General features: G+C 70.4%; 19 protein-coding genes. 12 read left to right on the top strand and 7 right to left on the bottom strand.

From position 1 onward, the window contains the following. Positions 1–12: 12 nt before the first annotated feature. Positions 13–3063, bottom strand: a complete 3051-nt coding sequence (locus tag DEJ31_RS11175) for a glycoside hydrolase family 2 TIM barrel-domain containing protein (protein WP_111121885.1) — start codon at positions 3061–3063, stop codon at positions 13–15. A 226-nt stretch (positions 3064–3289) separates the two neighbouring features. On the opposite strand from DEJ31_RS11175, the gene DEJ31_RS11170 reads away from it, so the two are divergent. Continuing rightward, complete coding sequence (locus DEJ31_RS11170; protein ID WP_111121884.1) at positions 3290–3724, top strand: hypothetical protein; 435 nt, start codon at positions 3290–3292, stop codon at positions 3722–3724. Then, entirely contained in the window at positions 3705–4877 is a 1173-nt protein-coding gene (locus tag DEJ31_RS11165) for a Vms1/Ankzf1 family peptidyl-tRNA hydrolase (RefSeq protein WP_111044943.1), read from the top strand. Before DEJ31_RS11170 ends, DEJ31_RS11165 begins: the two co-directional genes overlap by 20 nt. Positions 4878–5008: 131 nt before the next feature. Here DEJ31_RS11165 and DEJ31_RS11160 read toward each other — a convergent pair whose 3' ends face one another. Further along, on the bottom strand, positions 5009–6169 hold the full coding sequence (locus DEJ31_RS11160; protein ID WP_111121882.1) for an MFS transporter: 1161 nt from the start codon (positions 6167–6169) through the stop codon (positions 5009–5011). Positions 6170–6276: 107 nt separating this feature from the next. Between DEJ31_RS11160 and DEJ31_RS11155 the strand changes: the two genes are divergently transcribed. After that, positions 6277–6993, top strand: a complete 717-nt coding sequence (locus DEJ31_RS11155) for a GntR family transcriptional regulator (RefSeq protein WP_258366273.1) — start codon at positions 6277–6279, stop codon at positions 6991–6993. Positions 6994–7041: 48 nt separating this feature from the next. Here the strand turns inward: DEJ31_RS11155 and DEJ31_RS17220 are convergent, their stop codons facing one another. After that, a complete protein-coding gene (locus tag DEJ31_RS17220) occupies positions 7042–7200 on the bottom strand; it encodes a hypothetical protein (RefSeq protein WP_181421567.1) in 159 nt (52 codons plus the stop codon). 156 nt (positions 7201–7356) lie between these two features. On the opposite strand from DEJ31_RS17220, the gene DEJ31_RS11150 reads away from it, so the two are divergent. The 7 genes from DEJ31_RS11150 to DEJ31_RS11120 all read left to right on the top strand — a co-directional run bounded on the left by DEJ31_RS11150 (position 7357) and on the right by DEJ31_RS11120 (position 16004). Next, positions 7357–8457, top strand: a complete 1101-nt coding sequence (locus tag DEJ31_RS11150) for a LacI family DNA-binding transcriptional regulator (RefSeq protein ID WP_258366272.1) — start codon at positions 7357–7359, stop codon at positions 8455–8457. Between the two features lie 94 nt (positions 8458–8551). Further along, positions 8552–10246: an ABC transporter substrate-binding protein gene (locus tag DEJ31_RS11145; RefSeq protein ID WP_258366271.1), complete on the top strand. Its 1695-nt coding sequence runs from the start codon at positions 8552–8554 to the stop codon at positions 10244–10246. Then, positions 10243–11223, top strand: a complete 981-nt coding sequence (locus tag DEJ31_RS11140) for an ABC transporter permease (protein ID WP_111121879.1) — start codon at positions 10243–10245, stop codon at positions 11221–11223. Before DEJ31_RS11145 ends, DEJ31_RS11140 begins: the two co-directional genes overlap by 4 nt. Further along, positions 11220–12149, top strand: a complete 930-nt coding sequence (locus tag DEJ31_RS11135) for an ABC transporter permease (protein ID WP_111121878.1) — start codon at positions 11220–11222, stop codon at positions 12147–12149. Before DEJ31_RS11140 ends, DEJ31_RS11135 begins: the two co-directional genes overlap by 4 nt. After that, complete coding sequence (locus tag DEJ31_RS11130; RefSeq protein WP_111121877.1) at positions 12146–13948, top strand: ABC transporter ATP-binding protein; 1803 nt, start codon at positions 12146–12148, stop codon at positions 13946–13948. The genes DEJ31_RS11135 and DEJ31_RS11130 overlap by 4 nt, the downstream gene beginning before the upstream one ends. After that, on the top strand, positions 13945–14814 hold the full coding sequence (locus DEJ31_RS11125; RefSeq protein ID WP_111121876.1) for an alpha/beta fold hydrolase: 870 nt from the start codon (positions 13945–13947) through the stop codon (positions 14812–14814). Before DEJ31_RS11130 ends, DEJ31_RS11125 begins: the two co-directional genes overlap by 4 nt. A gap of 8 nt (positions 14815–14822) precedes the next feature. Beyond that, positions 14823–16004, top strand: a complete 1182-nt coding sequence (locus DEJ31_RS11120; RefSeq protein WP_375537625.1) for a glycoside hydrolase family 1 protein — start codon at positions 14823–14825, stop codon at positions 16002–16004. Between the two features lie 194 nt (positions 16005–16198). Here DEJ31_RS11120 and DEJ31_RS11115 read toward each other — a convergent pair whose 3' ends face one another. Both DEJ31_RS11115 and DEJ31_RS11110 read right to left on the bottom strand, forming a co-directional pair. Next, positions 16199–17323: an acyltransferase gene (locus DEJ31_RS11115; RefSeq protein WP_110903758.1), complete on the bottom strand. Its 1125-nt coding sequence runs from the start codon at positions 17321–17323 to the stop codon at positions 16199–16201. After that, positions 17320–18684: a hypothetical protein gene (locus tag DEJ31_RS11110; RefSeq protein WP_110903757.1), complete on the bottom strand. Its 1365-nt coding sequence runs from the start codon at positions 18682–18684 to the stop codon at positions 17320–17322. Before DEJ31_RS11110 ends, DEJ31_RS11115 begins: the two co-directional genes overlap by 4 nt. A gap of 75 nt (positions 18685–18759) precedes the next feature. Between DEJ31_RS11110 and DEJ31_RS11105 the strand changes: the two genes are divergently transcribed. Next, the gene (locus DEJ31_RS11105; protein ID WP_110903756.1) at positions 18760–20166 is read left to right on the top strand and encodes a polysaccharide biosynthesis tyrosine autokinase; all 1407 of its coding nucleotides are present in this window, start codon (positions 18760–18762) and stop codon (positions 20164–20166) included. Further along, the gene (locus tag DEJ31_RS11100) at positions 20163–20735 is read left to right on the top strand and encodes a hypothetical protein (protein WP_111121875.1); all 573 of its coding nucleotides are present in this window, start codon (positions 20163–20165) and stop codon (positions 20733–20735) included. Before DEJ31_RS11105 ends, DEJ31_RS11100 begins: the two co-directional genes overlap by 4 nt. 97 nt (positions 20736–20832) lie before the next feature. Here DEJ31_RS11100 and DEJ31_RS11095 read toward each other — a convergent pair whose 3' ends face one another. Then, positions 20833–21261: a DUF3060 domain-containing protein gene (locus DEJ31_RS11095; RefSeq protein ID WP_111121874.1), complete on the bottom strand. Its 429-nt coding sequence runs from the start codon at positions 21259–21261 to the stop codon at positions 20833–20835. Between the two features lie 103 nt (positions 21262–21364). Then, on the bottom strand, positions 21365–25582 hold the full coding sequence (locus tag DEJ31_RS11090; RefSeq protein WP_111121873.1) for a hypothetical protein: 4218 nt from the start codon (positions 25580–25582) through the stop codon (positions 21365–21367). Between the last annotated feature and the right edge of the window lie 380 nt (positions 25583–25962).

The following is a 25962-nucleotide window of genomic DNA, read 5'->3' as shown; positions in this document are numbered from 1 at the left end:
CGGCGCCCCCCGCTACGCCAGCAGGACGCTCCAGCTTCGCGCGCTCGGCCAGAGCTGGTGCTCCGGCAGCACGTCCAGCCCGCACGCCCGACTCCCCAGCCCGTGCTGCGCGTCGTCGAGGTACAGGTACAGCGCGTCCGGCACCGGCAACTCGTGCGGGTGCCCGGCACGCCCGACCTGCTGCGCGGTCCACGGCGTCAGGGTGAACCCGGCGCGGTGCCCCGATGCGGGATCCGGCAGGGTCGTCACGGTGATCGGCCCCACGCTCAGCATCCGGAGTTCCGGCCGGTGCCCGCTCTCCTGCGGCATCGAGTAGCGCGTGGTCATCGCCGACACCGGGGCCTGGAACCGCCCGACCCGTGCCGCGTGCGAGGAGTCCGCGTACGACTCGTCCGGCCCGGTCCCGAACCACGAGGCCGTCTCGGACAGCAGCGCGGCGGGCAGGTCGATGCGCACGCCGATCCGCGGCCAGGTGACGTCCCAGCCGCCGAACGGCACGGCGTCCGTCCGGAGCAGCAGTCCGGCGTCGGTCAGGGTCCACCGGTGCGTGACCTCGACGCCGGCCCCGCTGTTCGCGGCCGCGACCCGGACCCGCTGCACCAGGCCGTCGTCGGTCCGCGTCACGGACACCAGCCGGTGGGTCAGACGGTCGAGACCTCGGGCCTCCCACCGAGACGCCGACGAGGGTGCCGTCGGGTCACCGACGCCGAGGGTCAGCACCGGATCCGCAGTCTCGTACCCGCCCTGGGAGGCACCACGGTCGTTGTCCGTCGGCGCGCGCCACAGCTCGAGCCGCGGGCCGGACACGTCATGGCCCCTGAACGTCGCGAGGTCACCGCGTGCCGTGAAGGTCGCCTCCCCGAGACGGTCGCCGTCCCAACCTGGACTGGAGGCCCGTGGCACCGCCGCCGGTCGGCTCGCCACGAGCGTCTGGGTGCGTGCCACCACGTGCCCGGTGTCCGCCCAGGCGGTCGGACCGGCGAGCTCCGCGACGACGTCGAGCCACAGCTCGTCGCCCGGCGCGAGGGAGTCCGCATCGGCCCGGGCTGCCGCCAGCACCTCGTCGGGTACCGGCACCGTGGCGGACTGCCGCACCGCGACGATCCCGGGGGCGAGCCGCCCGGACGCCTCGACGACGCCGTTCCGCGAGAGGGTCCAGCAGAACCGCAGCCCCGCGGTGGAGGCCGAGTGGTACCGGTTCTCGACCAGCACCGTGGTGTCCGAGACGGACAGGCGGACCGGCGCGACGACCGCCGCGAACTCGGCCAGCCCCGGGGTGGGGGTGTCGTCCGGCAGCACCAGGCCGTCCATCACGAAGTTCCCGTCGTGGACGACCTCGTGGAAGTCGCCTCCGTAGGCGTGGTAGGGCGTGCCGTCGTCCGTGTGCGCCAGCAGTCCGTGGTCCCGCCACTCCCACACGAAGCCGCCGTGCAGGCGTGGGTAGCGGTCGACCAGGGCCTCGTACTCGGCTATCTGCCCGGGGCCGTTGCCCATCGCGTGCACGTACTCGCAGTGGATGAACGGCTTCGACCGCTGTCGTGCGGCCTCGGCGGGACCGCACCCGAGCAGGGGGGTGGCCGGACCGCCGCCGATCGACTCGGTCTCCTGCAGCGTCGGGTACATCCGGGAGTAGACGTCGGTGTACTCGCCCGAGTAGTCGCCCTCGTAGTGGACCGGACGCTCGGGGTCGCGGGAGTGCACCCACTGCGCCATCGCGGCGAGGTTCCGTCCGGTGCCGGACTCGTTGCCGAGCGACCACATCACGATCGACGGATGGTTCTTGTCGCGCTCGACGGTGCGGGCGATGCGGTCGAGGTAGGCGTCCTCCCACGCCGGGTCGTCGGACGGGTTGCCGAGCCACCCCTGGAACTCGAAGCCGTGCGTCTCGAGGTCGCACTCCAGGACCACCCAGAAGCCGAGCTCGTCGGCCAGGTCGAGCACCCGCGGGTGCGGCGGGTAGTGCGAGGTGCGGATCGCGTTGACGTTGCTCCGCTTCATGAGCGCCATGTCGGCGCGGGCGTGGGTCTCGTCGAACACCCGGCCGCGGACGGGGTGCGTCTCGTGACGGTTCACGCCGTGGAACACGACGCGCTCGCCGTTGACCAGGAAACGGTCGCCCACGATCTGCACGCTCCGGAAGCCCAGGCGCAGCGACACGGTCTCCCCATCGAGGGAGTCGCCGACAGCGCCGCCGCCCCCCGACGTCAGCGTCGCGTCGTACAGCCGCGGGAGTTCGGCGCTCCACGGTTCGACGCCTTCGACGGTGATCGGGGCGACGTCGTCGGCGCTGGCCCAGGTCACGTCCACGCCGAGTTCGGCTACGGCGAAGCGCACCGGGAACACGGCGTCGATCGTCGGCACCGAGATCGTGCCCGTCCCGGTCGACGGCCGACCGGACGCAGCCGTCCCGGCGGACACCACGTCCCCGGGTGCCGCGGTCCAGCCGGCGCGCACGAACACGTCGTCGATCGGGGCGGTGGGTCGTGCCAGCAGGGTGACGTCGCGGAAGATGCCGGGCAGCCACCACTGGTCCTGGTCCTCCAGGTACGAGGCCGCCGACCACTGGTGCACCCGGACCCGGATCTCGTTCGACCCCGGGCGGAGCAGCGACGTCACGTCGAACTCGGTGGCGAGCCGGGACCCGGTCGACCACCCGACGACGGTGCCGTTCAACCACACCCGGTAGTGCGACTCCACCCCGTCGAAGCGGAGCAGCACGCGCGCTGCCCCGTCGAAGGAGTCCGGCAGGGTGAACGTCCGGCGGTGGTCACCGGTCGGGTTCTCGTCCGGCGGGTGCGGCGGGTCGACCGGGAACGGGTACTGCACGTTCGTGTAGCTCGGCGCACCGTGACCGTGCAGCACCCAGTGCGACGGCACCGGGAGCGACCCCCACCCGTCGGGGTCCTCGAACCCCGGGGCGTCGGCCACCGGTGACCACCGGAAGTCCCAGTCGCCGTTCAACGACAGGGACGGCGCGTCGGTGTGCAACCAGGCACGCGGTGCCCGTCGCGACGTCGAGCCTGGGGTGGTCGAGTGCAGGTCGTCGAGTGCGGCAGAGGTCAACCTCGACCAGTCCTTCCGTGAGGCCCCGCACCGGTGCACGGGGGAGTGGCGCGGCCGGGCCTGCGGGGGCACGCCGTCGTGCAGTCCAGTGTGGTCGGTTCCTGCTCCGCTGCTGTCAGCATCGTCCGCCGCGGCGCGGATCGGCCGCCCGTCCACCAGGACGCGGCACCTGCGAACGGGGTCAGGGACGCTCGCGGACCGTGGGATGCCCACGAGAGGAGCAACGATGATCGAACGCGGGAACACCACCCACAACCCGGAGCTCGACGACCAGCTCGCGCACGAGGCGCAGAGCATCGTCCAGGGGCACGGCAGCAACGCCCACGTCGAGGAGTTCCGGCAGTCCGAACCGATGCCCGACGACACCGACGACGCCGAGACCCTGCGGGCGTCCGGCTACGACGGCGACCTCGAGGGCACCCTCGTCGACGACACCACCGATGTCGATGCCCCCGATGACCCGGCCGGCGTCGCCGCCGAGGAACCGGACGGCAGCGGGGACGGCGCCGACGCGACGGTCTACTCGACCTCGACGGCCGGTGCCGATGACGACACGGCGGACGTCACCGCCACGAACGCGGCCATGCCCGACGCGACCCCGACCACCCCCGACCTGAGCACCGCGACGACTGGAGGCGACGATGCCGATCACGCAAAATGAGACCACCGAGGACGGTCGGGCACTCGGCTCCCGCCTGGCTGGCGGCGGGACGTGGACCTGGGCCTACGTGGACGCCTCCGGGGACCGCGAGGACCCGCAACACCTCGCCGCCCTGCAGCGCCGGAAGGCCGAGGACGCGCTCCGGGCCGCCGGAGCCGACGCCGCCGTCATCGACACCGTGATGGCGGAACTCGAGGAGACGCCGGGCGTCCCCGCACCCGTGAACCGGTACGTGCTCGTCCACGATGGCGAGCTCGTGCTCAGCGAGGTGCTCCCCGGGCACATGCACGGACCGGAGTCGGTCGGGCACGGAGCCGTCCCCGACCTCGTGCCGCTCTTGGCGCACCGGCCGCTCGACGTCCCGTTCCTGGTCGTCGAGGTCGGACGCGGTGGCGGCGGGTACCGGGCGTACCGTCTCGGTCACGCCGACCACCCGGACCAGCGCGACGAGCAGGAGGTGCAGGGTCGGACCGACACGCTCCACAAGTTCCAGGGCGGTGGCTGGGCGCACCTGCGCTGGCAGCACCACACCGAGGAGCTGTGGCGGCAGAACGAGTCCGAGGTCGCCGCCGCCGTGCAGGACGCCGTCGACCGGCTGTCGCCCCGGCTCGTGATCGTCGCCGGGGACATCCGTGCCCGCCAGCTGCTCATCACCGAACTGTCGAAGACGAAGGCCACCGCGCCGCTCCTGTCCGAGGTGCCGATCGACCCCCGCGCCTCTGACGCGTCGGAGGACGGCGTCCGCGAGCACGTCGACATCGCCCTCGCCCGGGTCGTCGCCCAGCGCCGACACGACGTCGAGGACCTGCTCCGCACCCACGACGGTCGCGGGGACGGCGAGGTCGCGGCCGGACTCGGCCCGGTGGTCGAGGCCCTGCAGCAGGCGCAGCCCTCGATCGTGGTCCTCGACCCCGCGGGCTTCGAGGACCGCACCGTCCTGGCCCTCGACGCAGCGCCGTGGATCGCGACCGCGCCGGAGCAGGCACTCGGTGCGACCGTGCTCGGGCCCGTCCCGGCACCCGTCGGGATCGTCCGCGCGGCGCTCCTGACCGACGCCGAGGTCGTGTACGCCAACACCGCGGCACTGCCGGGTGGTGCACCGGCCGCCGCACTGCTCCGCTGGCGGACCGGGCCGGCCATCCCGGGGGCTTGACCCCCACCCGGCGCGGCAGAGGGTGAGCCGATGACGGACGGGAGGCTCGTGGCGGCGCCGCCACGGGCCTCCCGTCCGTCGCCCCTCCCGTCCGTCGCCCCGGAGCGACGCGGGTCAGTCGGTGTCGCGGGTCAGTCGTGCGACCGGTCCGCCCGCGGCACGAGCGGCAGCGCCAGTACCGGCAGCGCCGCCACCAGCAGGAACGACCCGGCGAAGCCGACCAGCCCGACCAGTGCGCCGATGCCCGGGCCGACGGCGCTCGCCGCGATGAACTGCCCGGTGTTCTGTGCGCCCAACGCCCGACCGGACCACGAGGGGCCGGCGGCTTCGGCGACCGACGTGTAGGCCAGCCCGTTGTCGGCGACCGTGACGCTCGTCGCCACGACCAGCACCACGGCGGCCGCGGGCAGGTGCGCGACGTCGACCAGGGCCAGGACCGCCATCACCGCGGCGGCCGACACGGCGACCACCCGCAGCGGCCCGACCCGGGAGCCGACCCGGTCACTCCAGAACCCGACCAGGATCCGGCCGATCGCGCCGACGAACTGCGCCGCCCCGACCAGCAGTCCGGCGGTGGCGGTCGACCAGCCGAGGGTGACGAGCCAGACCAACCCGTAGGTCGACAGGGTGAACTGGGGGACCACGAGCAGGATCGAGACCGCGTGGATCCGCCAGAGGAAGCCGGTGGCGCGGTAGGGGTTCGCGGTGCCGACTGCGGCGCCGGCATCGCCGCCCGACGCCGGACGGGACGGGCGCGGCGGGTCCACGATCCCGACCGCGCAGACCACCGCGAGCACCGCGCACAGGACGACCGGCAGGACCAGCGCGCTGCGGATGCCCGACGCCTCGGCGAGCCGGGGCACCGTCACGGCCGCCAGGGTCACCCCCAGCGGCTGCGACATCTGCCGGATCCCCATCGCGAGGCCCCGCCGCTCCTTCGGGAACCAGCCGACGACGACCCGGCCGCTCGCCGCGTTCGTCGAGGCGCTCGTCATCCCGGCTGCCAGGAACGCGACCCCGAGCAACACCGTGTCGTCATCCGCCAGCCACGCTCCGGCGACCGCGAGCGTGGTGAGCACCAGACCGCCCGCGATCACGATCCGCTCACCGATCCGGTCGGTCACCGCGCCCCAGGCGATGAGCGTCAGCACCATCCCCGCCGTCGGGGCCGCCGCGAGCAGACCAGCCTGTGCGAGTGGCATGCCCTGCGCGTGGAGGTGCGGGATGAGCAGTGCTGGTGCGGTGACGACGAGCGTCCCGGCGGCCTGCGCGGCGACCCCGAGCGCGAGCATCGTCCACGCTCGGGCAGGTGTCCGGACCACGCGCTCCCCGTCTCGACTCGGCTGGTGTACCGGAACGGTATACCAACGGTGGTCCGACGGCACTACGCTGGATGCCCGTGACCGAACCGACCGACGCAGCACCCGTGTCGCAGACGGCCCAGCTCTACGACAACCTCCGTGCCGCGATCCTGACGCTCGACATCGCGCCGGGGGAACGCATCTCGGAGCGCGGGCTCGAAGCGCGCTTCCACGCCTCGCGCACCCCCGTCCGTGCCGCGCTGTCCCGCCTCGAACGCGAGGGGCTCATCCTGCACGAGGGGCGTTCGTGGACGGTCACCCCGATCGACCTCGACGAGATCGCCTCGCTCGCCGAACTCCGCGGTGTGCTCGAACCCGCCGCCGCCCGTCTCGCCGTTGCCCGCGCGCAGCCGGAGGCACTCGCCGCGGTCCGCGCGCACCTCGACGCCCTCCGGCCGACCCCGGACCAGCAGGCCGGCATCACGATGGGCTCGACGTTCCACCTGGACCTGGCCGCGCTCGGCGGGAACCGCTTCGTCACCGATGCCGTGGCCGACGCCCTGACCCGACTCGAGCGCACCCGGTGGATCGAGGTCCGCACGCCCGAGGCCCGCGACGCCGCGTGGCAGGAGCACAGCGACATCCTCGACGCCGTCCAGCAGGGCGACGCCGACCGCGCCGCGGAACTGGTCGCTGCCCACGTCGCGGGGACCAACGACCGGCTGCTGGGCTTCATCGCCCAGGAGCGGCGTCGGCTCCGCGGCGCGGGCATGGCGATCGTCGGGGCACCGGAGCGGCTGGCGGCCGGGGCCTGACCGATGCGGCCCGGACTCCAGTCGCTCCTCGACCAGTGGACGTGGCCGCTACTCGACCAGCGGACGTTCCTCCGTCCCGTCGAGCTGGGCGGTCACCCACGACAGGTGCGGGTCGGCGTCGTGGTCGAGGAGGGCCTCCCGCACCTCGGCCTCGTCGGTGGAGAGCCGGTACGCATCCCTGCGCCCGGACGGAGTCGACTGTGACATCTGATCGTCCTTTCCCCTGTTGGTCGGGCCAGTGTCGTCCTGCGCGCTGTCGTCCGCAAGGCCCCGGGCTGGACCTGTGGAGAACCGACGCTGCCTAGGATGGTCGGCGTCGCCGGGCAGGATGCCTGCGGCTCCGACCGCAACGGGAGGCACGGCGTGACCACGCAGGGCACCGCACCTCCCACGGTCTACGACGTCGCCTCGGCCGCAGGGGTCTCGATCGCGACGGTCTCCCGCGTCCTCCGCACGCCCGACGCCGTCCGCGAGGCCACGCGTGACCGGGTGCAGGCGGCGATCCGCTCCCTCGGCTACGTCCCCTCGGGGAACGCCCGCGCACTGGCCGGTCGCCGGACCGGCGTGGTGGGCCTGCTGCTGCCGGGGTTCGACGTCGTGCCGGACGAACGGCCGGACGTCGTCACCGACGGCGGTGTGCGCATCGTCGACGACCGCCGGCACGTCACCCAGCCGACGTCCTCGAACCTGTACTTCGACGAGGTGCTGCGCGGCGCCGAGACCGAGGCGTGGCAGCGTGGGCTGGCGCTGATGGTGGCGGCCGGCCGTGGTCCGTCGCGGGACGTCATCGTGAACGACGTCGCCGGCCGGGTCGACGGGCTGGCGGTCCTGGCGCAGACCGTGCCGGACGAGCTCCTCGAACACGTCGCCCGCCGGATCCCGGTGGTGGTGCTCGCCGACGACCGGCGCTCGCGCGGCTTCGACTCGATCAGCGTCGACAACGCCGCGGGTATGCGGACCCTCGCCGCCCACGTCATCGGTCGGCTCGGCATCCGGTCGATCGCCTACGTGGCGGGACCGGTGGACTCCCCGGACGACCAGGAGCGCACCGCCGGGTTCAGGCGAGCGCTCGAGGACCACGGGCTCGCGCCGACGGCGGTCCGGACCGTGCACGGCGACTTCGGTCGGGTCCGGGCCCGTGAGCTGGCCCGGACGCTGCTGGACGAGCGGGTGCCGCGGGCGATCGTCTGCTCGAACGACCAGTCGGCGCTCGGGGTGCTCGACGCCGTCCTGGCGCGCGGGCTGCGGGTGCCGGACGACGTCGTGGTGACGGGCTTCGACGGCATCGACGCGGGGCGGTACTCGACCCCGCGCCTGACCACCGTGCACCAGCCGATGGGGGACCTGGGGCGTGCGGCGGTCCGGGCGATCGTCGACCGACTGGACCGCCGTGAGGGACCACCGCGTGCCGTCCGGCTGCCCGTCGAGGTGCTGCTCCGCGAGAGTTGCCCCCCGGAGCTCTAGCGTGCTGCGCGACGTGCGGACTGCGACTTGCGCACCGCGATGTAAGCGCATACATTGACCCTCGTACCCACTCGACACGGAGGTCGACCGAGCAATGACGCTTCCCCCACAGCGCACCCGCCGTGCTCGCTTCGCCGCTGCCCTCGCCGGCATCGCGGTCGTGGCCATCACGGCGACCGGCTGCAGCATCCAGGTCCGGTCGGAGCCGGACCCGAGCATCGGCAAGGACACGATGCTCATCAACGCCGACCACGGCAACCCGCTGTTCGACCGCAACTTCAACCCGTACATCACGAACGCCCGGACGGCGTCGAAGTGGATGTACGAGCCCCTCATCGAGGTGAACCCCCTCGACGGCAAGCGGAACCCGTGGCTCGCCAGCTCGTGGGAACAGCCGGACGCGAAGACGATCGACATGACGATCCGCCGGGGTGTCGAGTGGTCGAACGGTGACGCGTTCACCGCGAAGGACGTCGTCTTCACGTTCGACCTGCTGAAGAAGTTCCCCGCGATGGACGTCAAGGGTGCCTGGCAGCACATCGACACCATCGAGCAGCAGGGGGACCACGTCGTCTTCCACCTGGAGTCCGAGGACGTCCCGAGCCTGACGATCATCGGCCAGACGTACATCCTCGGCGAGCGGCACTGGGGGAAGGTGGAGGACCCGACGACGTGGCGGGACCCGAACCCCATCGGCACCGGCCCGTTCGTCCTCGGCAACTACACCGACCAGCAGTACTCGATGGACAAGAACCGTCGGTACTGGCAGGCCGACGAGATCGCGATCAAGCACCTCATCCTGCCGGCGACCAACACGCAGCTCGACACCGTGACCCGCGGCTACGACTGGTCGTACTCGTTCATCTCCGACGTCGAGGGCACATGGGGCGCCGCGTCCCGCACCAACACCTGGTGGTTCCCGCCGGGGGGCGTGATCGGGCTGATCCCGAACCTGACGAAGGCGCCGTACGACGACGTGAACGTCCGCCGGGGCATCTCGCTCGCCCTCGACCGCGACGACATCGCCGAGACCGCGACCGAGGGCAACCTCACCGCCGCGGCCCAGACCGGCCTGATCCTGCCGAACCAGGAGCGGTACGCGAACCCCGACATCCCCGACAAGGGCATGGTGACGCAGGACGTCGCCGCCGCGAAGGCCGCGTTCGCGAAGTCCGGCTGGGTGGAGCAGGGCGGCAAGATCGTCAAGGACGGCAAGCAGCTCGCGATCACGATCACCACGGCGAACGGCTACGCGGACTGGCTCCGTGCCGCGCAGGAGGTCCGCCGCGACCTCACCGCCATCGGCGTCGCGGTGACCATCAAGGCCCCGCAGCCCGCCGGGTACCAGCAGGCGATCAACAACGGTGACTTCGACATGGCGATGGGCGGCATGGGCAACGGCGACGTGTACCAGGCGTTCAACTCGCTGATGTCGACCGAGTTCTACCAGCCCGTCGGCAAGCCCACCGTCAACAACTACGAGCGGTACCGTGACCCGGCCACGCAGCGCCTGCTCGACGAGTACAAGGCGACGACCGACACCGGCCGGCAGCAGCAGATCCTCGACCAGCTGCAGACGATCGTGTACGACCAGCTGCCCGTGATCGGCATGTACCACGGCGGCCTCTGGGGTCTGTTCAACACCGGCAAGTTCGTCGGCTGGCCGAGTGCGGAGGACCCCTACATGGCCCCGCAGAACTACGACTCGGCACCGCTGCTCATCTTCACCAAGCTCCGGCTGCGCGACAGCGCCGCAGGGCGCGCGATCGTCCAAGAGCAGGGCAAGTGAAGTACATCGTCCAGAAACTCGTCCTCTTCGTCCTGACCCTCTGGGCCGCGGTCACGCTGAACTTCGTGCTGCCGCGCCTCATGCCGGGCAGCCCGAGCGACGCGGCCCTCGCGAAGCTCAGCCAGAACGGCCCCGTCACCGACGCCACCCGCAAGGCCATCGAGGCGCAGCTCGGCGTCCCGACCGGGAACCTCTGGGACCAGTACGTCAGCTACCTGCACCAGGTCGTCACCCTCGACTTCGGGACGAGCTACACGTTCTACCCGCAGCCGGTCGGCGACCTGGTCGGGAAGGCCCTGCCGTACACGCTGATCCTGGTCGGGGTCGTGACGATCCTGGCGTTCGTCCTCGGCACCCTGATCGGCATCGCGGCGGCCTGGAAGCGCGGCACCTGGCTCGACTCGCTCCCCACCCTGTCCGGCAGCTTCATGTCCACGTTCCCGTACTTCTGGACGGCGCTGCTCCTGCTGTTCTTCCTCGGCTACGTCCTGCACTGGTTCCCGACCACCGGCGCGTACTCGGCGACGACCACCCCCGGCCTGAACCTGGCGTTCACCGGGGATGCACTGCAGCACGCGGTCCTGCCGGCGGTGACGATCCTCGTGACGAGCCTCGGCGGGTGGATCATCGGCATGCGCAACGCGATGATCAACACGCTCGGCGACGACTACGTCACCTTCGCCGAGGCGAACGGCCTGCGCGGCCGGACCGTCGCCATCCGCTACGCCGCCCGCAACGCGATCCTGCCGAACCTGACCGGCTTCGGCCTGGCCCTCGGCGGTGTGGTCGGCGGCTCGGTGCTCGTCGAGCAGGTGTTCGGCTACCCGGGCATCGGCTACCTGCTGTTCAACGCTGTCATCGGGCAGGACTACCCGCTGATGCAGGCCCTCTTCCTGATGATCACCGTGTCGGTGCTCATCGCCAACTTCATCGTGGACGTGCTGTACGGCGTCCTGGACCCGAGGACGCGCCGATGACCACCGTCGCAGTACGTACACAAGAAGAAGCCCAGGCGCCGAGCAAGCTCAGGTCAGCCGCTCGCCAGTTCGGCGTCGTCTGGTCGAACACGAAGGCCCGGATCGGCATCATCATCCTGGCCGTGTTCGTCCTCGTGGCGATCCTGGCGCCCCTCCTCGCTCCGTACGGCGCCAGCCAGAACGGCTTCGCACGGTCCGCCGACGCGACGCCTGACCACTGGATGGGCACCACCGCAGCCGGCGAGGACGTCCTCTCCCAGCTCATCTACGGCGCCCGCATCTCGGTGATGGTCGGAGCCGTCGCGGGCATCCTGTCCACGCTCGTCGCCGTCGCTATCGGCCTCAGCTGGGGCTACGTCCGCGGCTGGATCGCCGAGGTCATCGGCTTCATCGTGAACCTGTTCCTGGTGATCCCGGGCCTGCCGCTCATGATCGTCATCGCGGCGTACCTGCAGAACGGCGGCATCGCGGTCATCATCGCGGTGATCGTCGTCACCGGCTGGGCCTGGGGCGCTCGCGTCCTGCGCAGCCAGACGCAGTCCCTCCGCGGTCGCGACTTCGTGACGGCCGCGCAGTTCTCCGGCGAGGGGGCGACCCGCATCGTCTTCCGCGAGATCCTGCCGAACATGACGTCCCTGATCGTCGGCAGCTTCTTCGGGGCGGCGACCAGCGCGATCCTGGCGGAGGCGGGCCTGGAGTTCCTCGGCCTCGGCGACTCCTCGATCGTCAGCTGGGGCACGATCCTCTACTGGGCGCAGAACTCGAACGCGCTGCTCACCGGCCAGTGGATCCTGCTGTTCGCCCCGGGGCTCTGCATCGCCCTCCTCGCGATGAGCCTCACCCTGATCAACTTCGGCGTCGACGCCGTGTCCAATCCGCGGCTGCGCGAAGGCGCGCGCCCGAAGCGCAAGGAGGCGACCGCATGAGCGGCGCACGTCCCGTCCCCACCACCGGACTGGAGGCACGCACCGGCGCCGCCACGGGCCTCCCGTCCGACACGTCCCACGGAACCACCGGCTCCGCAGGATCCGACGTCCTGCTCGACGTCCGCGACCTGTCGGTCGTCTACGAGTCGTCGGGGCAGACCGCCGTCCAGGCGGTCGACCACGTGTCGTTCTCGCTCCGGAAGGGCGAGTTCGTCGGGCTGGTCGGCGAGTCCGGCTCCGGCAAGTCGACGCTCGGCTACGCGCTCACCCGACTGCAGAAGCCGCCGGCGCGGACGAACGGCGGCAGCATCGTCTTCAACGGTCAGGACATCCGCGAGCTCGGCGACGAGGAGCTCCGGCAGCAGCGCCAGGGCGGCTTCGCGATGGTGCTGCAGTCCGGCATGAACGCGCTCAACCCGGTGCGGACGATCCGCAACCACTTCATCGACGTCTTCACGGCCCACGGCCACGTCCCACGCGAGCGGTGGGACAGCCGGATGCGGGAGCTCGTCGGCAAGGTGAAGCTCCCCGACTCGATGCTCGCGCGGTTCCCCGGGGAGCTGTCCGGCGGCATGCGCCAGCGCGTGTCGATCGCCCTCGCGCTGTCCCTCGAGCCGCAGCTCATGGTGTTCGACGAGCCGACCACGGCGCTCGACGTCCTCGTGCAGCACGCGGTGATGGACACGATCATCGAGCTGCAGCGGGCCGAGGGCTTCACGGCGGTGCTCATCAGCCACGACCTCGGCATCGTGCTCGAGGCCACCGAGCGCGTCCTCGTCATGCACGAGGGCCGGATCGTCGAGGACGGCGGTTCGCGCGAGGTGCTCCGTGCCCCGCAGGACCCGTACACGCAGATGCTGCTCTCGCACTACGCCGACCCGCGCGCGTCGGTCGTGAGCCTCCCCGGCTTCCCGGACCGCTCGCTCCGTGCCGCGTCGGGTGAGAAGCGCCAGCAGGCGACCTCGTCGTTCAGCACGGTCGGCTCGCGGGAGCGCAGTGCGGCACGCAATCCGATCGTCGTCGACCACCTCGTGAAGACCTACGCTCCGCCCCGTCGTGGTGAGGACCCGGTCCGCGCCGTCCGCGACGTGTCGTTCACACTCGAGCCGGGGCAGTCCCTCGCGCTCGTCGGCCAGTCGGGCTCCGGCAAGTCGACCATCGCGAAGCTGCTCACCGGCGTCGAGAAGCCGACGACCGGCACCGTCCGCTTCGGGGACCTCGACGTGGCGAAGCTCGGACGCCGGGGGATGCGGGATCTGCGCTCCGAGGTGCAGATGGTGTTCCAGGACCCGTACTCGGCGCTCAACCCGCTGCACACGGTCGAGTACACGCTCACCCGCCCGGTCGTGAACTACGCCGGGCTCCGCGGGCGCGATGCCCGCCGTCGCGTGCTCGAGCTCCTGGAGACCGTGGGCCTGACGCCCGTGGAGCAGTTCGCGCAGAAGCTCCCGCACCAGCTCTCGGGCGGGCAGCGGCAGCGCGTGGTGATCGCCCGGGCGCTCGCGAGCGATCCGCAGGTGATCATCGCCGACGAGCCGGTCTCGATGCTCGACGTGACGCTCCGTGCCGGGGTGCTCGCGCTCCTCGAGGACCTGCGGGAGCAGTGGGGCGTCTCGCTCCTCTACATCACGCACGACCTGCTCAGTGCCCGGCTCATCACCGACGACATCATGGTGCTCCACGACGGCGCCGTGGTCGAGCGGGGGCGGACCGCCGACGTGCTGCAGCACCCGCAGGACGACTACACGGTCGCCCTGCTGGACGCCGTGCCGAATCCGCGCAAGAGACTGGCGCCATGAACCTGCACGCGTTCCCCACGGTCCCGCCGTTCGGCCACCTGCCCACGCCCGAGGGCGTCGACGTCGTCGGCATCGACCTCCCCGTCGGCCGGCTCACCGCCTACCGCGTCGTCCCGTCGGGTCCGTCGAAGGGCGTCGTCCTCGTCGTCCCCGGGTACACCGGCTCGAAGGAGGACTGGCGCACGTTCATGCCCCTGCTCCGGGACGCGGGCTGGACCGCGGTCGCGATCAGCCGCCGCGGGCAGGCCGACTCGGCAGCGCCGGGCTCGCCGCAGAGCCACACGCTCGACGAGGAAGCCGCCGACGTGGCCCGGGTCGCACGCCTGCTCGACGACGGCGCACCCGTGCACCTCATCGGGCACTCGCTCGGCGGCGTGATAGTCCGCGCCGCCGCGATCGCGTCGCCTCGCTCGTTCCGGTCCGTCGTGCAGTTCTGCTCCGGACCGTACGGCTGGCCCTACCGCAAGGTCACCGAGCTGACGATCATGCACGACACCGGTGGGAACAACCGCACGCTGTTCGACGCCACGAACCCGCTGTGGGCGTACCGCCCCGACGAGGAGCTCCCCGACGACGTCCGCATGGTCCGCGAGCGCTTCGACGCCACGAGCCCCCTGAGCATCGTCGCCGGCGGGCACATCCTCGAGGACCACACCGACAGCTCCGCCGAACTCCGCGCCACCGGGCTGCCCGTCCTCGTCACGCACGGCGAGTGGGACGGTGCCTGGCCGATCCCGTGGCAGCGCGCCATGGCGACCGACACCGGCGCCGAGTACGAGGTCATCCCGGCGAGCTACCACGGACCCCAGGTCGAGAACCCGCAGGGAACCGTCGAGGTCTTCGATCGGTTCTTGTCCGCCCACTGAAAGGCACCATCATCACCACGCTGCACTTCCCCGACGGCTTCCTCTGGGGTGCCGCCACCGCCGCCCACCAGATCGAGGGCAACAACGTCAACAGCAACTGGTGGGTGCACGAGCACGAGCCGGACACCACGATCGTCGAGCCCTCCGGCGACGCGGCGGACAGCTACCACCGCTACCGCGAGGACATCCGGATCGCCGCCGACCTCGGCCTGAACTCCTACCGGTTCAGCATCGAGTGGTCCCGCATCGAGCCCGAGCGCGGGTTCGTCAGCCGCGCCGAGGTCGACCACTACCGCCGCATGGTCGAGGCCTGCCACGAGTTCGGCATCGAGCCGATCGTCACCCTCATGCACTTCACCGTGCCGCGCTGGTTCGAGCGGGACGGCTTCTGGCGCGCCCCCGACGCCGCCGACCTGTTCGCCCGGTACACCGAGGCCGCGCTCCCCGTCGTCCAGGACGGCGTCCGCTACGTGTGCACGATCAACGAGCCGAACATCGCGGCGATGCTCGCCGGCGGCGAGGACGCCCGGAACCTCGTCGCCTACGGGCTGCCGAACCCGGACCTCGGCGTCGCCGACGCGCTGCTGGCCAGCCACCGGCGGTCGCGCGATGTCCTGGGACAGGTGTCGGGCCTCCAGTCCGGGTGGACCATCGCGACCCAGGCGTTCAAGCCCTCCGGCGAGCCCGGGTCCGAGGAGATGCTCCGCGAGTACGGGTACCCGCGCGACGACTGGTACCTCGAAGCGGCTGCCGGCGACGACTTCGTCGGCGTGCAGGCGTACACGCGCACGTTCGTCGGACCCTCCGGTCCGTTGCCGGTCGAGGACGATGTCGAGACGACGCTGACCGGGTGGGAGTTCTACCCGGAGGCCGCCGCTGACGGCATCCGCAGCGCGTGGGAGCTGTCCGGCCACGTCCCCGCGATGGTGACCGAGAACGGCATCGCGACCGCGGACGACACCCGCCGGATCGCCTACACGCAGGGTGCACTCGAGGGCATCCACCGCTGCATCGAGGACGGCATCGAGGTCCTCGGCTACCAGCACTGGTCGCTCCTCGACAACTACGAGTGGGCCTCCGGGTTCCGGCCCACCTTCGGGCTCGTCGCCTGGGACCGGGAGACGTTCGAACGGACGCCGAAGCCGAGCGCGCACTGGTACGGCGGCGTCGCGAAGGCCAACGCGATCTGACGCGTCGCGGCGGACGCCTCCCGGCCCGTCCTGGAGGCCCGTCCTGCTCCCGACGCCTCGGCCACGTCCCCGACGTGGTCCTGCGGGCGTCGCGCCAGGTCTCGGCGGCCCGCGACGTCCGCGGCGTGCGGCGTCCACGAGGAAGAGCCGCCTCACCCGGACGGACAACGTGATTCCCACCGCCCGGTGCGGTGTCACCCGGTCCGATCCCGGTGGGCGCCGTCGAGGATCCCGCCGCCGCCGGTAGCGGTGACTTCCGGTTCCCGTCGCTGCGTGAGGCGCTGCGACAGGCGCAGCAACGGGCGGTCGACCCACTTCCAGACGGCCACCGACGCCAAGACGGACCCGCACGCGGCGAGCAGCCCGACGACTGGCCAGCGTGCGGGGTCTGCGAGCATCGGTAGGCGTGTCAACGCGGCGATCAAGACCGGTACGACGACCGGGTGTGTCAGGTAGAGCGCGTACGACGCGTCTCCGAGGAGCAGCAACCGCCGACCCACCAGACGCCGCCACCAGGTCTCCGCGACCACGGCCGCGAGGATCGCAGTGGTCGCGACCGGCAGGAGCAGCGCGTGAGCGACGGGCGCGCCGCTGATGCCCTCGACGACGACCCAGCACATCAGCGCGCCGAGCAGCCGGACGACGAGCGGACCACGGCGACGGTCGCAGGTCCACTGTCCGACGGCCATCCCTGCGACGAAGCACAGGACGATCGGGTCCGCGTGGAACTGCCACGCTGGCCACGGGTCCGGACGTGCGACGGAGAGCAGTGCGAGCACGGCCAGGACCACTGGCACGAGGGTCGCGGGTCTGGTCCGCAGGGCCAGTGCGCCGGCGACGACGACGTAGAAGAGCAACTCGTGCGAGAGCGTCCACTGCACGGTGTACAGCGGTTGCACCAGGCCGTCGGCGCCTCGTGCAGGGAGGAAGAGGTAGCTCGCCACGATGTACCACGGGTCGACGGCAGCGCGCACGAGCGACGAGGGGTCGATCACGACGAGGAGCAGCTTGATCGTGGTCATCGCCCAGGCGAGCGGCACGATGCGGGCTGCGCGCCGGAGGAGGAACCTGCCCGGACGGACGTCGTCACGGGACGTCACGATGACCGCGACGAAGCCGCTGATGGCGAAGAAGACGGCGACACCCGCGACGCCCACGGGGAATCGGGGGACGTCCTCGTGGAGGCGCTCCTGGACGTAGATCGGGACGTGTGACACCACGACGAGCATCGCGGCGAGGAACCGCAGCGCCTGGACGCCGGTGAACCGCACGGTGGTCGCGGGATCGATCGGTGCCGCCTTGTCGATGGGTCGGTTCATGTCGGACTTCCTTGCTGGGCGGAACGGTGGAACGGTGGGACGTCGTCGCGGAGGGGCGGTGACGGGTGTGCGGACGCTGCCGATCCGTCGCCGCTCGTTCTCCTGTTCTTGCTGGCACCCGCGCTCAGGCTGGCGCAGAGGAGGATCCAGAGGAGCGGGGTGCCCAGGTCAGGGATGGCCACGGTCTTCGCCACCAGGAGTGCCAGGAGGCCGACGGCGGCCGGTACGGTCACGCGCGACCGCAGGCCGGTGCGGACGGTGCGGAAGACGGCGAACGAGAAGAGCGCGGTTCCCACGACGCCCACGGTCGAGAGCAGGGTGACCACGAACGAGGACGCGCGGTTCCCGCCGAGACCCGCCCCGAGGCCGCCGGTGTCCCAGAAGACCTCGAGGCCGACCCCGTCCGCACCGCTCCGTGCCAGCTGGGACTGGCTCCCGAGCTTGCCGGTGGCCAACTCCACGGCCGGCTCGATCAGGTCTGTGCCCATCGTCATCGCGGTGATGAGGACAGCCAGCAGCCCGAGGACGACCCACGGCGCACCGCGGCCGCCGTTCGCGGCGAAACGCGCGACGAGCACGATCAGTGCAGTCCCCGCGACGATGCCCGTCGTGACGAGGGCTGTGCCCGAGGCCGAACCCAGGAGCAGCGTCCCGGCACCGACGGCGAGTGCTGAGCAGGCGACCCTCGTCGCGGAACGGTCCGCGAGGAGCGCTCGTGCGGTGGCGTACGCCGCGACCCCGGTCGCGAAGGCCGCGAGCTCGCTCGGCTCGTTGAAGACGCCACGCCACCTGCTGTCGGTGTCGGCGTAGTAGGTCTGCAACGTGTCGAGGAAGGGTGCCAGGACGTCGAGCCCCGCCTGCCGCAGGGCGCTCCGCACGAGGCTGCCGCCCACGCCGACCCACGTGGTGACGGTCAGTGCGAGCGGAGCGGTCCGGGAGCGGATGAGGAAGGCTGCTGCGCCCAGTGCACTGGCGAGGATCAGCGACTGCGCGAAGTTGGTCGTCGTGTAGCCGAGTGGTGTGAGCGCCGAGAGCTGGCGCTCGACACCGCCCCGGGGCGTGAGCACCGGGACGCCCGCGAACACCCAGGGCGCCATGACGGTCCACGTGAGCGACCACACCGCGAATCCGACCAGCACGGTGAGGACGGGCGTCGGGCCCGCCCGACGTGGTTCCACGAGGAAGGCGACGCCGGCGACGGCTCCGACACACACGAAGATCGGCACCGGCTGGCCGACCACGAGCCCGGCCGAGGAAGGGAGCCCGGCGGCGCAACCGAGAGCGACCGCGACGAGGGCGCGCCGGCGGAGCAGCACGCCGAGGAGCGCGCTGCCGATGAGGACGGCGCCGAGGATCGTCATCTTTTCCTTTCAACTGTTTGGGATATACTATCGTTTGTATATCAGCCCCTCAAGCCCCTTCCCGAAGGAATCGTCATGTCGCTCGCACAGTTCCTGGCCGTCATCCGACGACGGCATTGGTTGCTGACCATGCTCACGTTGCTGGGCGTGACGGGCGGGGTGACGCTGTCGCTCCTCGCGACGCCGCTGTACCGCGCCGAGGCGCAGATGTTCGTCTCGGTGGACGGCGGTTCGACCGCGAGTGACCTGAGTCAGGGTGGGTCGTTCTCCGAGTCCCGCGTGGCGTCGTACGCGAAGCTCTCGACCTCGACCGCGATCCTCCGCGCCGCTGCTCGGGAAGCAGGAGTCGAAGCTGCTCCGTCCGAACTCGAGCGGGCCGTGCGGACCACGACGAATGCCGACACCGTCATCATGTCGATCGCGGCGACGCAGCCCGACCCCGAGAAGGCCGCCGCGCTCGCGGACGCGATCGCCGCGCAGACCATCGAGCTCGTGGGGGACCTCGAGAAGACGGATGCACTCGGCGAATCGCTGGTGAAGTTGAGCGTGTATCAGAAGGCCGAAGTGCCGACCGCGCCGGCCTCACCCCGCGTGCCGGTGGACATCGCAGTCGGCGCCCTCATCGGTCTCGCCCTCGGCATCGGCAGCGCCCTGCTCCGCGAGACGATGGACACGAAGGTGCGGAGCGTCGACCAGGTGGCGTCCGCATCGGGGAAGAGCGTCCTCGCGGAGATCCCGGTCTCCGACGACATCGCCACCATCGCCCTCACCAGCAGCGGAGGGCAGTTCTCCAGCACAGCCGAGGCCTACCGCCAGCTGCGCACGCACCTGACCTTCACGAACCTCGACGGCGACTGTCAGGTCATCGTGGTCACGAGTTCGCTCGCCGGCGAGGGGAAGTCGACCACCGCCTCCAACCTGGCGCTCATGCTGGCGCAGAACGGCCACCGGACGCTGCTCGTGGACGCCGATCTCCGGCGGCCGTCCGTTGCCGACATCCTGGGCATCGAAGGCAGCGTCGGCCTGTCCACCGTGCTCGCCCACCAGGTCGAACTCGACGACGCGATCCAGGTGGTCGGAGAAGGCGGCCTCCGCGTCCTCACCTCCGGCCAGGTGCCGCCGAACCCGAGCGAGCTCCTCAGCTCCCGGCAGATGCAGCTCGTGGTCCAGACGGCGTCGGTGTCGTTCGACTACGTGATCATCGACGCACCGCCCGCGCTTCCCGTCACGGACCCAGCAGTGCTGGGGGCCTCGGCGTCGGGCGTGCTGTTCGTCGCCTCGGTCGACGGCCGGGTGAAGATGGGCGACATCGGGCGGGCAGTCAGCAAGGTCGACGCGGTCGGGGCTCGAGTGCTCGGCGTCGTCGCCAACCGTGTCCGTGTCGGGCACCGACCGGAGTCGTACTCCTACTACGCCACTGCTCGTCCGCAGAGCGAGAGCCCGCGGCGGGCGCGGCGTGCGGCGGTCGAGGGAAGACGATGACGCCCGCTGTGCCGCCCCGGGTGCTGTTCGTCTGCGAGGGGAACATCTGCCGCTCCCCGTACGCCACGGTGGCGTTCTCCGAGCTCTGGTCCGCGAGGGACGACACTCCGGCCGTTCCACTCAGCGCCGGGACGAGGGCACCGCTCGGCGCCGGGGCACACGAACAGCTCCGCCGCTTCGTCGTCGAACCGCGGAGCGTGGCACAGCTCGATGCTCACCGGTCCCGACGGATCGACGCGGCGCTCATCCGCAGCGTGGATGTCGTGCTGACGATGGAACGCGGACACCGGCGCGACGTACTCGCGCTCGTTCCCGGTGCCCTCCGGAGGACCTACACCCTGGGCGAGTTCGCTCAGGTGGCCCAAGCGGCGACCGAGAGCGACGTCCCGTTGCACGGGATGTCCCTCGACGACGTCGTGGGACGGTTCCGCCTGGCCGCTCGGGGAGCCGTGGACATCACGGATCCGGTCCGGGGTGATGCCAGCGACTTCGCCGACATGGCCCACACCGTGGACGACGCTCTGAAGCGTGTGGTCGCGCTGCTCCACGCGGTCGCTCCACGTCCCTGACATCTCGAAGTGCCGGGGAGCAGCCCCGTGACTGCTCAGTACACGAGAAGGGGCCCCGATCGCCAGAACGATCGGGGCCCCTTCTCGTGTAGGGAGCTCAGCGGTTCACGACGTTCTTCGCTCCGGAGTCATCGATCTCCGGCGTGGAGGTCGTCGTGATCTCGTTGGCGTCCCCGGTCACGGTGATGGACGCGACGTCCTTCGCGGTGATGCTGTTGATCGCGCCGGTCACGCGGAGTTCGTCGGCGTCGGCCATGACGATGCGAGCGTTCGAGGTCGTGATCACGACCTTCGCGCAGTCGGGAACGCTGACCTCCTTGTTGTTGAGGTCAGCCACTCGGGCTACCCCGTCGGAGCAGCGCACCGTGGCCTTCTCGAGCTCGGGCGGCGGGGCCGTGGTGATGTCGGTCGGAGTCGGCGTGCGGGTGGGGCCCGTCTCCGATGTGGCGTTGCTCCCGGAACAGCCGGTGAGCGCGGCGGCGAGGGCGAGGGTGAGAGCGGTCGTGGTCAGGATCCGGGTCGACATGATGGCCCTTCGGGTCTGGTCGGTCGTCGTGTGTTGGTCCGGGCGGGACGTCGCTCGGACGTCCCGCCCGGACCGGGGGAGTGTCGGGTCAGCTCAGCTCAGGTCAGGGGGCCACGTTGACGGCCAGCTGCTGCTGGTTGAACTTGCCGCCCTTGGTGAACTGCTGCACGAACAGCTGGTAGCTGCCGGCGGGGAGTGCCACGTCCGGGTCAGCAGTCATCGACCAGTCGGTCGTGCCGCTGAGCGTCGTCGTGGCGAGGTCCGCGGTGATGCCCGAGCCGTGCAGTGCGAGCAGCGCTCCGTCCACTGCGATGCCGGTGAACGTCTGACCCTTCGCGGCGATCTGGCTCCCCGGTGTCGGGGTGAGCACCGTGGGTGCGGTGTTCGGTGCGTACTGCAGGGTCACGTTGGCGGGGTCGGAGGTCTTGCCGTCGGTGGTCTGGGTGACGGTGAAGGCCTGGTCGCCCCAGCCGACCTTGGAGGGGTTGACGGAGAGGTCGAACGCGCCGGAGGCGTTGGCCTTGCCGGTCGTGACGACGCCGTTGCTGTTGGAGATGGTGATCGCCGCGTTCGCGGTGACGCCGGAGCCCTTGATGTGGGCCCACTGCTTCACGTTCGTGGGGAAGTACCCCTCGACGTTGGCCGGCGTCGCCGGCTTGGCGTCCTTCACGGTGACGATGATCGGGGCGTTGTTGAACTTGCCGCCCTTGGTGTGCTGGTTCGCGAACAGCTGGTAGGAGCCGATCGGGAGGGTGATGGCGGGATCAGCCTGCAGGGACCAGTTCGTGGTGCCGTTGAGCGTCGTGGTCGCCAGTTCGGTGCTGATCCCGGCGCCCTTGAGGCCGATCAGTGCGCCGTCGACACCGGTGCCGGTGAAGGTTTGTCCGGTGTTGATGATCGTGTCCAGGTTCGCCGGGGAGGTGAACGTGGGTGCGGTGTTCGGTGCGTACTGCAGGGTCACGTTGGCGGGGTCGGAGGTCTTGCCGTCGGTGGTCTGGGTGACGGTGAAGGCCTGGTCGCCCCAGCCGACCTTGGAGGGGTTGACGGAGAGGTCGAACGCGCCGGAGGCGTTGGCATTGCCGGTCGTGACGACGCCGTTGCTGTTGGAGATGGTGATCGCCGCGTTCGCGGTGACGCCGGAGCCCTTGATGTGGGCCCACTGCTTCACGTTCTCGGGGAAGTACCCCTCGACGTTCGCCGGCGTCGCCGGCTTCGCTGAATCGACCACGCTGACGGCCGACGTGCCGGACGCGGTGAACGCGCCGCGGTTGCTCGTACCGCTCACGGTGAACGTGGCGTCACCGGTGCCAGCAGCCGTGCCCTCGATCGGCAGGCTCCAGCGGGCCTGCTGTCCCGTGTCCTGTGTCCAGCCGTGCTTGGTGTTCAGCGTGACGACGGCCTTCGCGCCGCCGTCCTGCACCGTGACGGTCGCGGTGGCATTGCCGTCGCTCTTCCACTGCCCGTTGGGTTCGAGGTACTGGCTCTTCGAGGTGCCGTCGACGAACTTCGTCCCGGCAGGCGCAGTGACCTTGAACGTGGTGTCCTGCAGCGACGTGAGCGAGTCGGTCGCTTCGAGGCCGACGTAGAGGTCCTTGGTCTCGCCGACCTGCATCGATGCGTCGAAGCCGAGTGCGTCGGTCTTGACGCCGCCGTTCTCGACCGGTGCCGGTGCGACCGCCACGGTGATGTCACCGTGGCCGATGACCGGGGTGGTGCCCTCCGCCACGATGTCGACGCTGCCGCCGGTCAGCTCGGCGCCGCCCTTCTGGCCCTCGAGGACCTGCAGCTTGAACTGGATCTTCCGGAACGTGTCCTCCCAGGTCTGGTCTCCGGCGATGGTTGCCGTCTTCCCGTCCTTTGCGACTGAACCGGACACCACGGCGCCGCTGCCACCGGCTCCCTGAGCCGCGACGAACTTCGTGCCCTCAGGAGCGTGGAGCGTGACCTCGCCCTGCTTCTTGGAGGAGATCGACCCTGACACCCAGTCGGTCGTCGATCCGGCCGAAGTCGCTGGCACGTCGAACGTCACCTTCGCACCGGTCTGGACGGAGAACGTCCCTTCCGCAGCCACGTCCTCCTGCCCGGCCTTCTTGATGGTCGCAGTTCCACCAGTGATCGTCGTGTCCGGCGCCGCGTCGTCGTTCACGCGCAGCTTGAACTGGATCTTCCGGAAGTCATCAGCCCATGTGTTGTCACCCGAGAAGAACGCGCGCTTCCCGCCGTCGCGGATCTGCCCGACGATCGTGGATCCGCTGCCCACACCCAACCCTCGTGCTTCGACGATCGTCGTGCCCGCGGGTGCCTTCAGCTCAAGCTCACCCGCGGCGTTGCTCGACATGGAACCATCGACCCAGTCTGTCGTTGTGCCGGGAGCGGCGACCGGTACATTCGGGAACGTGACCGTTGGCTGCTCGACCACGCTGACGGCCGACGTGCCGGACGCGGTGAACGCGCCGCGGTTGCTCGTACCGCTCACGGTGAACGTGGCGTCACCGGTGCCAGCAGCCGTGCCCTCGATCGGCAGGCTCCAGCGGGCCTGCTGTCCCGTGCCCCGTGTCCAGCCGTGCTTGGTGTTCAGCGTGACGACGGCCTTCGCGCCGCCGTCCTGCACCGTGACGGTCGCGGTGGCATTGCCGTCGCTCTTCCACTGCCCGTTGGGGTCGAGGTACTGGCTCTTCGAGGTGCCGTCGACGAACTTCGTCCCGGCAGGCGCAGTCACCTTGAACGTGGTGTCCTGCAGCGACGTGAGCGAGTCGGTCGCTTTGAGGCCGACGTAGAGGTCCTTCGTCTCGCCGACCTCCATCGACAGGTCGAACCCGACGCCATCGGCCGCGACGCCGCCGTTCGAGGACTTGCCCGGGTTCACCGTGATCTCGACAGTGGTGCGGTTGTAGCCCTTACTCGTCGTGGCGACGACGAGCTTGTACTCACGATCCTCGAGGCCGTCGATCGGGATGCCCCAGCTGCCGTTGTCCTTGTCGGCCTGCATCGACCCGAGGATCGTGCCCTGCTTGCCCTTCTCGTAGACCCTGATCAGCGAGTTCTGCTGCGACACACCGGTGAGCAGGAGCGTGCTGCCCGGTTCGAGCACGAAGTCGTCTGCCGGCGACGTGATCGTCGTGCCCGCGCCGTAGTCGACCTTCAGTTCCGTGTGACCGTTGTCCTGGCCACGGACGACCTGCACGACGTCGAGGGTGTCGACACCGGTCATGTTCGGGGCATTGACCGTGGTGCTCCACTCGCCCCCGCCCTTGACGGTGTCGTAGCCCACGACACTGTTGCCGCGGCGCACCTCGACCTTGGTGCCCGGCGTTGCAGTGCCGCTGATCTGTACGGTCTTCTCGGGGTTCTCGAGATCGAAGGTGTGCTTCGCAGTGACGTCCTGGACCTTGAGCGCGACATCGAGTTCCAACTCACCGAGTTCGGTGCCGCCCTTGAGCGCACGGATCTGTACTGCGTTCGATCCGAGAGCGAGCTTGTCGAGTGTGAAGGTGAACGAGCCGTCCGCGCCTGGAGCGAAGGCCTTGGTCGTCGTACCCCACCGGATCTCGACGAGGTTCGCGTCCGTCGGAACGTACCCGCTCAGGCGCGCCGTGCCCTTCTCGACGTCGGCGTCGAATGCGTTGGCGCTGAGGACCTGCGGAAGGTTGACCTTGGTGCGTTCTCCGCGGTCACCAGACCAGATCGTCGCCGTGGTCGCGGTCGAGGGGACCCGGTCGAGGACAGCTCCGCGGACCCAGCCGTCCGAGCCAGCGGTCAGTGTCTGGTAATCGCCCCCCGGGGTGTCGTCCCTGGACACGTGGATGGTCGCGCCACTGCTGCCCGCGTTCGTGGTGAGGGTCCGCTGACTACCCTTCTTCCCGACCGAGACCTCTGTGAGGGCGGGGTCGTGGAGCGGCACGGTCGTCTGCACGCCATCGGCAGCCTGACGAACCCGCAGGGTCCTGCCGGCCGTGTCCGACCGAGGAGCTTTGCGCGAGTACTTGTACTCTGCGGCCGAGGTGAGCCACTTCCACTTGGCGCCGTTGTCCGCGCTGGTCCAGATGTCCCAGTTGCCCTCGGTCGTGCCGGAGATCGTGAACGAGTCCTCGGTCTTGTCGTAGGACGACGACGCGGTGAACGGTGTCGAGATCGGTACCGACGACGAGACGTCGAAAGACGTCCAGTTGGTGGAGTACGCCGGGGCGGACTGGCCGGAGAAGCGGACGATGACCGAGCGCTTCGGGCCAGGAGTGTCGACCGTCAGGGAGGGCGAGTAGTACCACGTGTGCGAGCCGCCCCAGAATCCCCCCGTGCCGGTGCCGGAGCGCGAGCACAGCATCTTGCGATCCTGGTCGGACAGTGTGCAGTTCTCGAGCCCCGCATGCCCTGACAGCGGTCGATCGAATCCCCCGATCGCGTCGTTCGCCGAGAAGTGCGTTCCGCTGGGTGCGGAGAACTCCCAATGAAGATCCTTCGTATGGCTGTCCGAGTGGATACGGAAGGCAGCATGCACTCGTTGGGTCTGACCGACTGTGAACGGAACGACTGATGAATCGAGACTGCTCCACGCGCTGCTCGACTCGGCCGACGCCGCGGGACCGATACTCAAGCTGGCGGCGAGGGTGGCTGCGGCGACGCCGGTCGCGGCCGCAGCTCGAGGGAATGCTTTCATAAGAGTGAGGTGTCTTTCGGATCGGGCTGCACCGGTGGAGCAGCGAA

Source organism: Curtobacterium sp. MCPF17_031 (assembly GCF_003234035.1).
GTDB lineage: Bacteria > Actinomycetota > Actinomycetes > Actinomycetales > Microbacteriaceae > Curtobacterium.
Note: the sequence above shows the minus strand (reverse complement) of the source record. Positions and strands in the feature narration are given on the sequence as shown.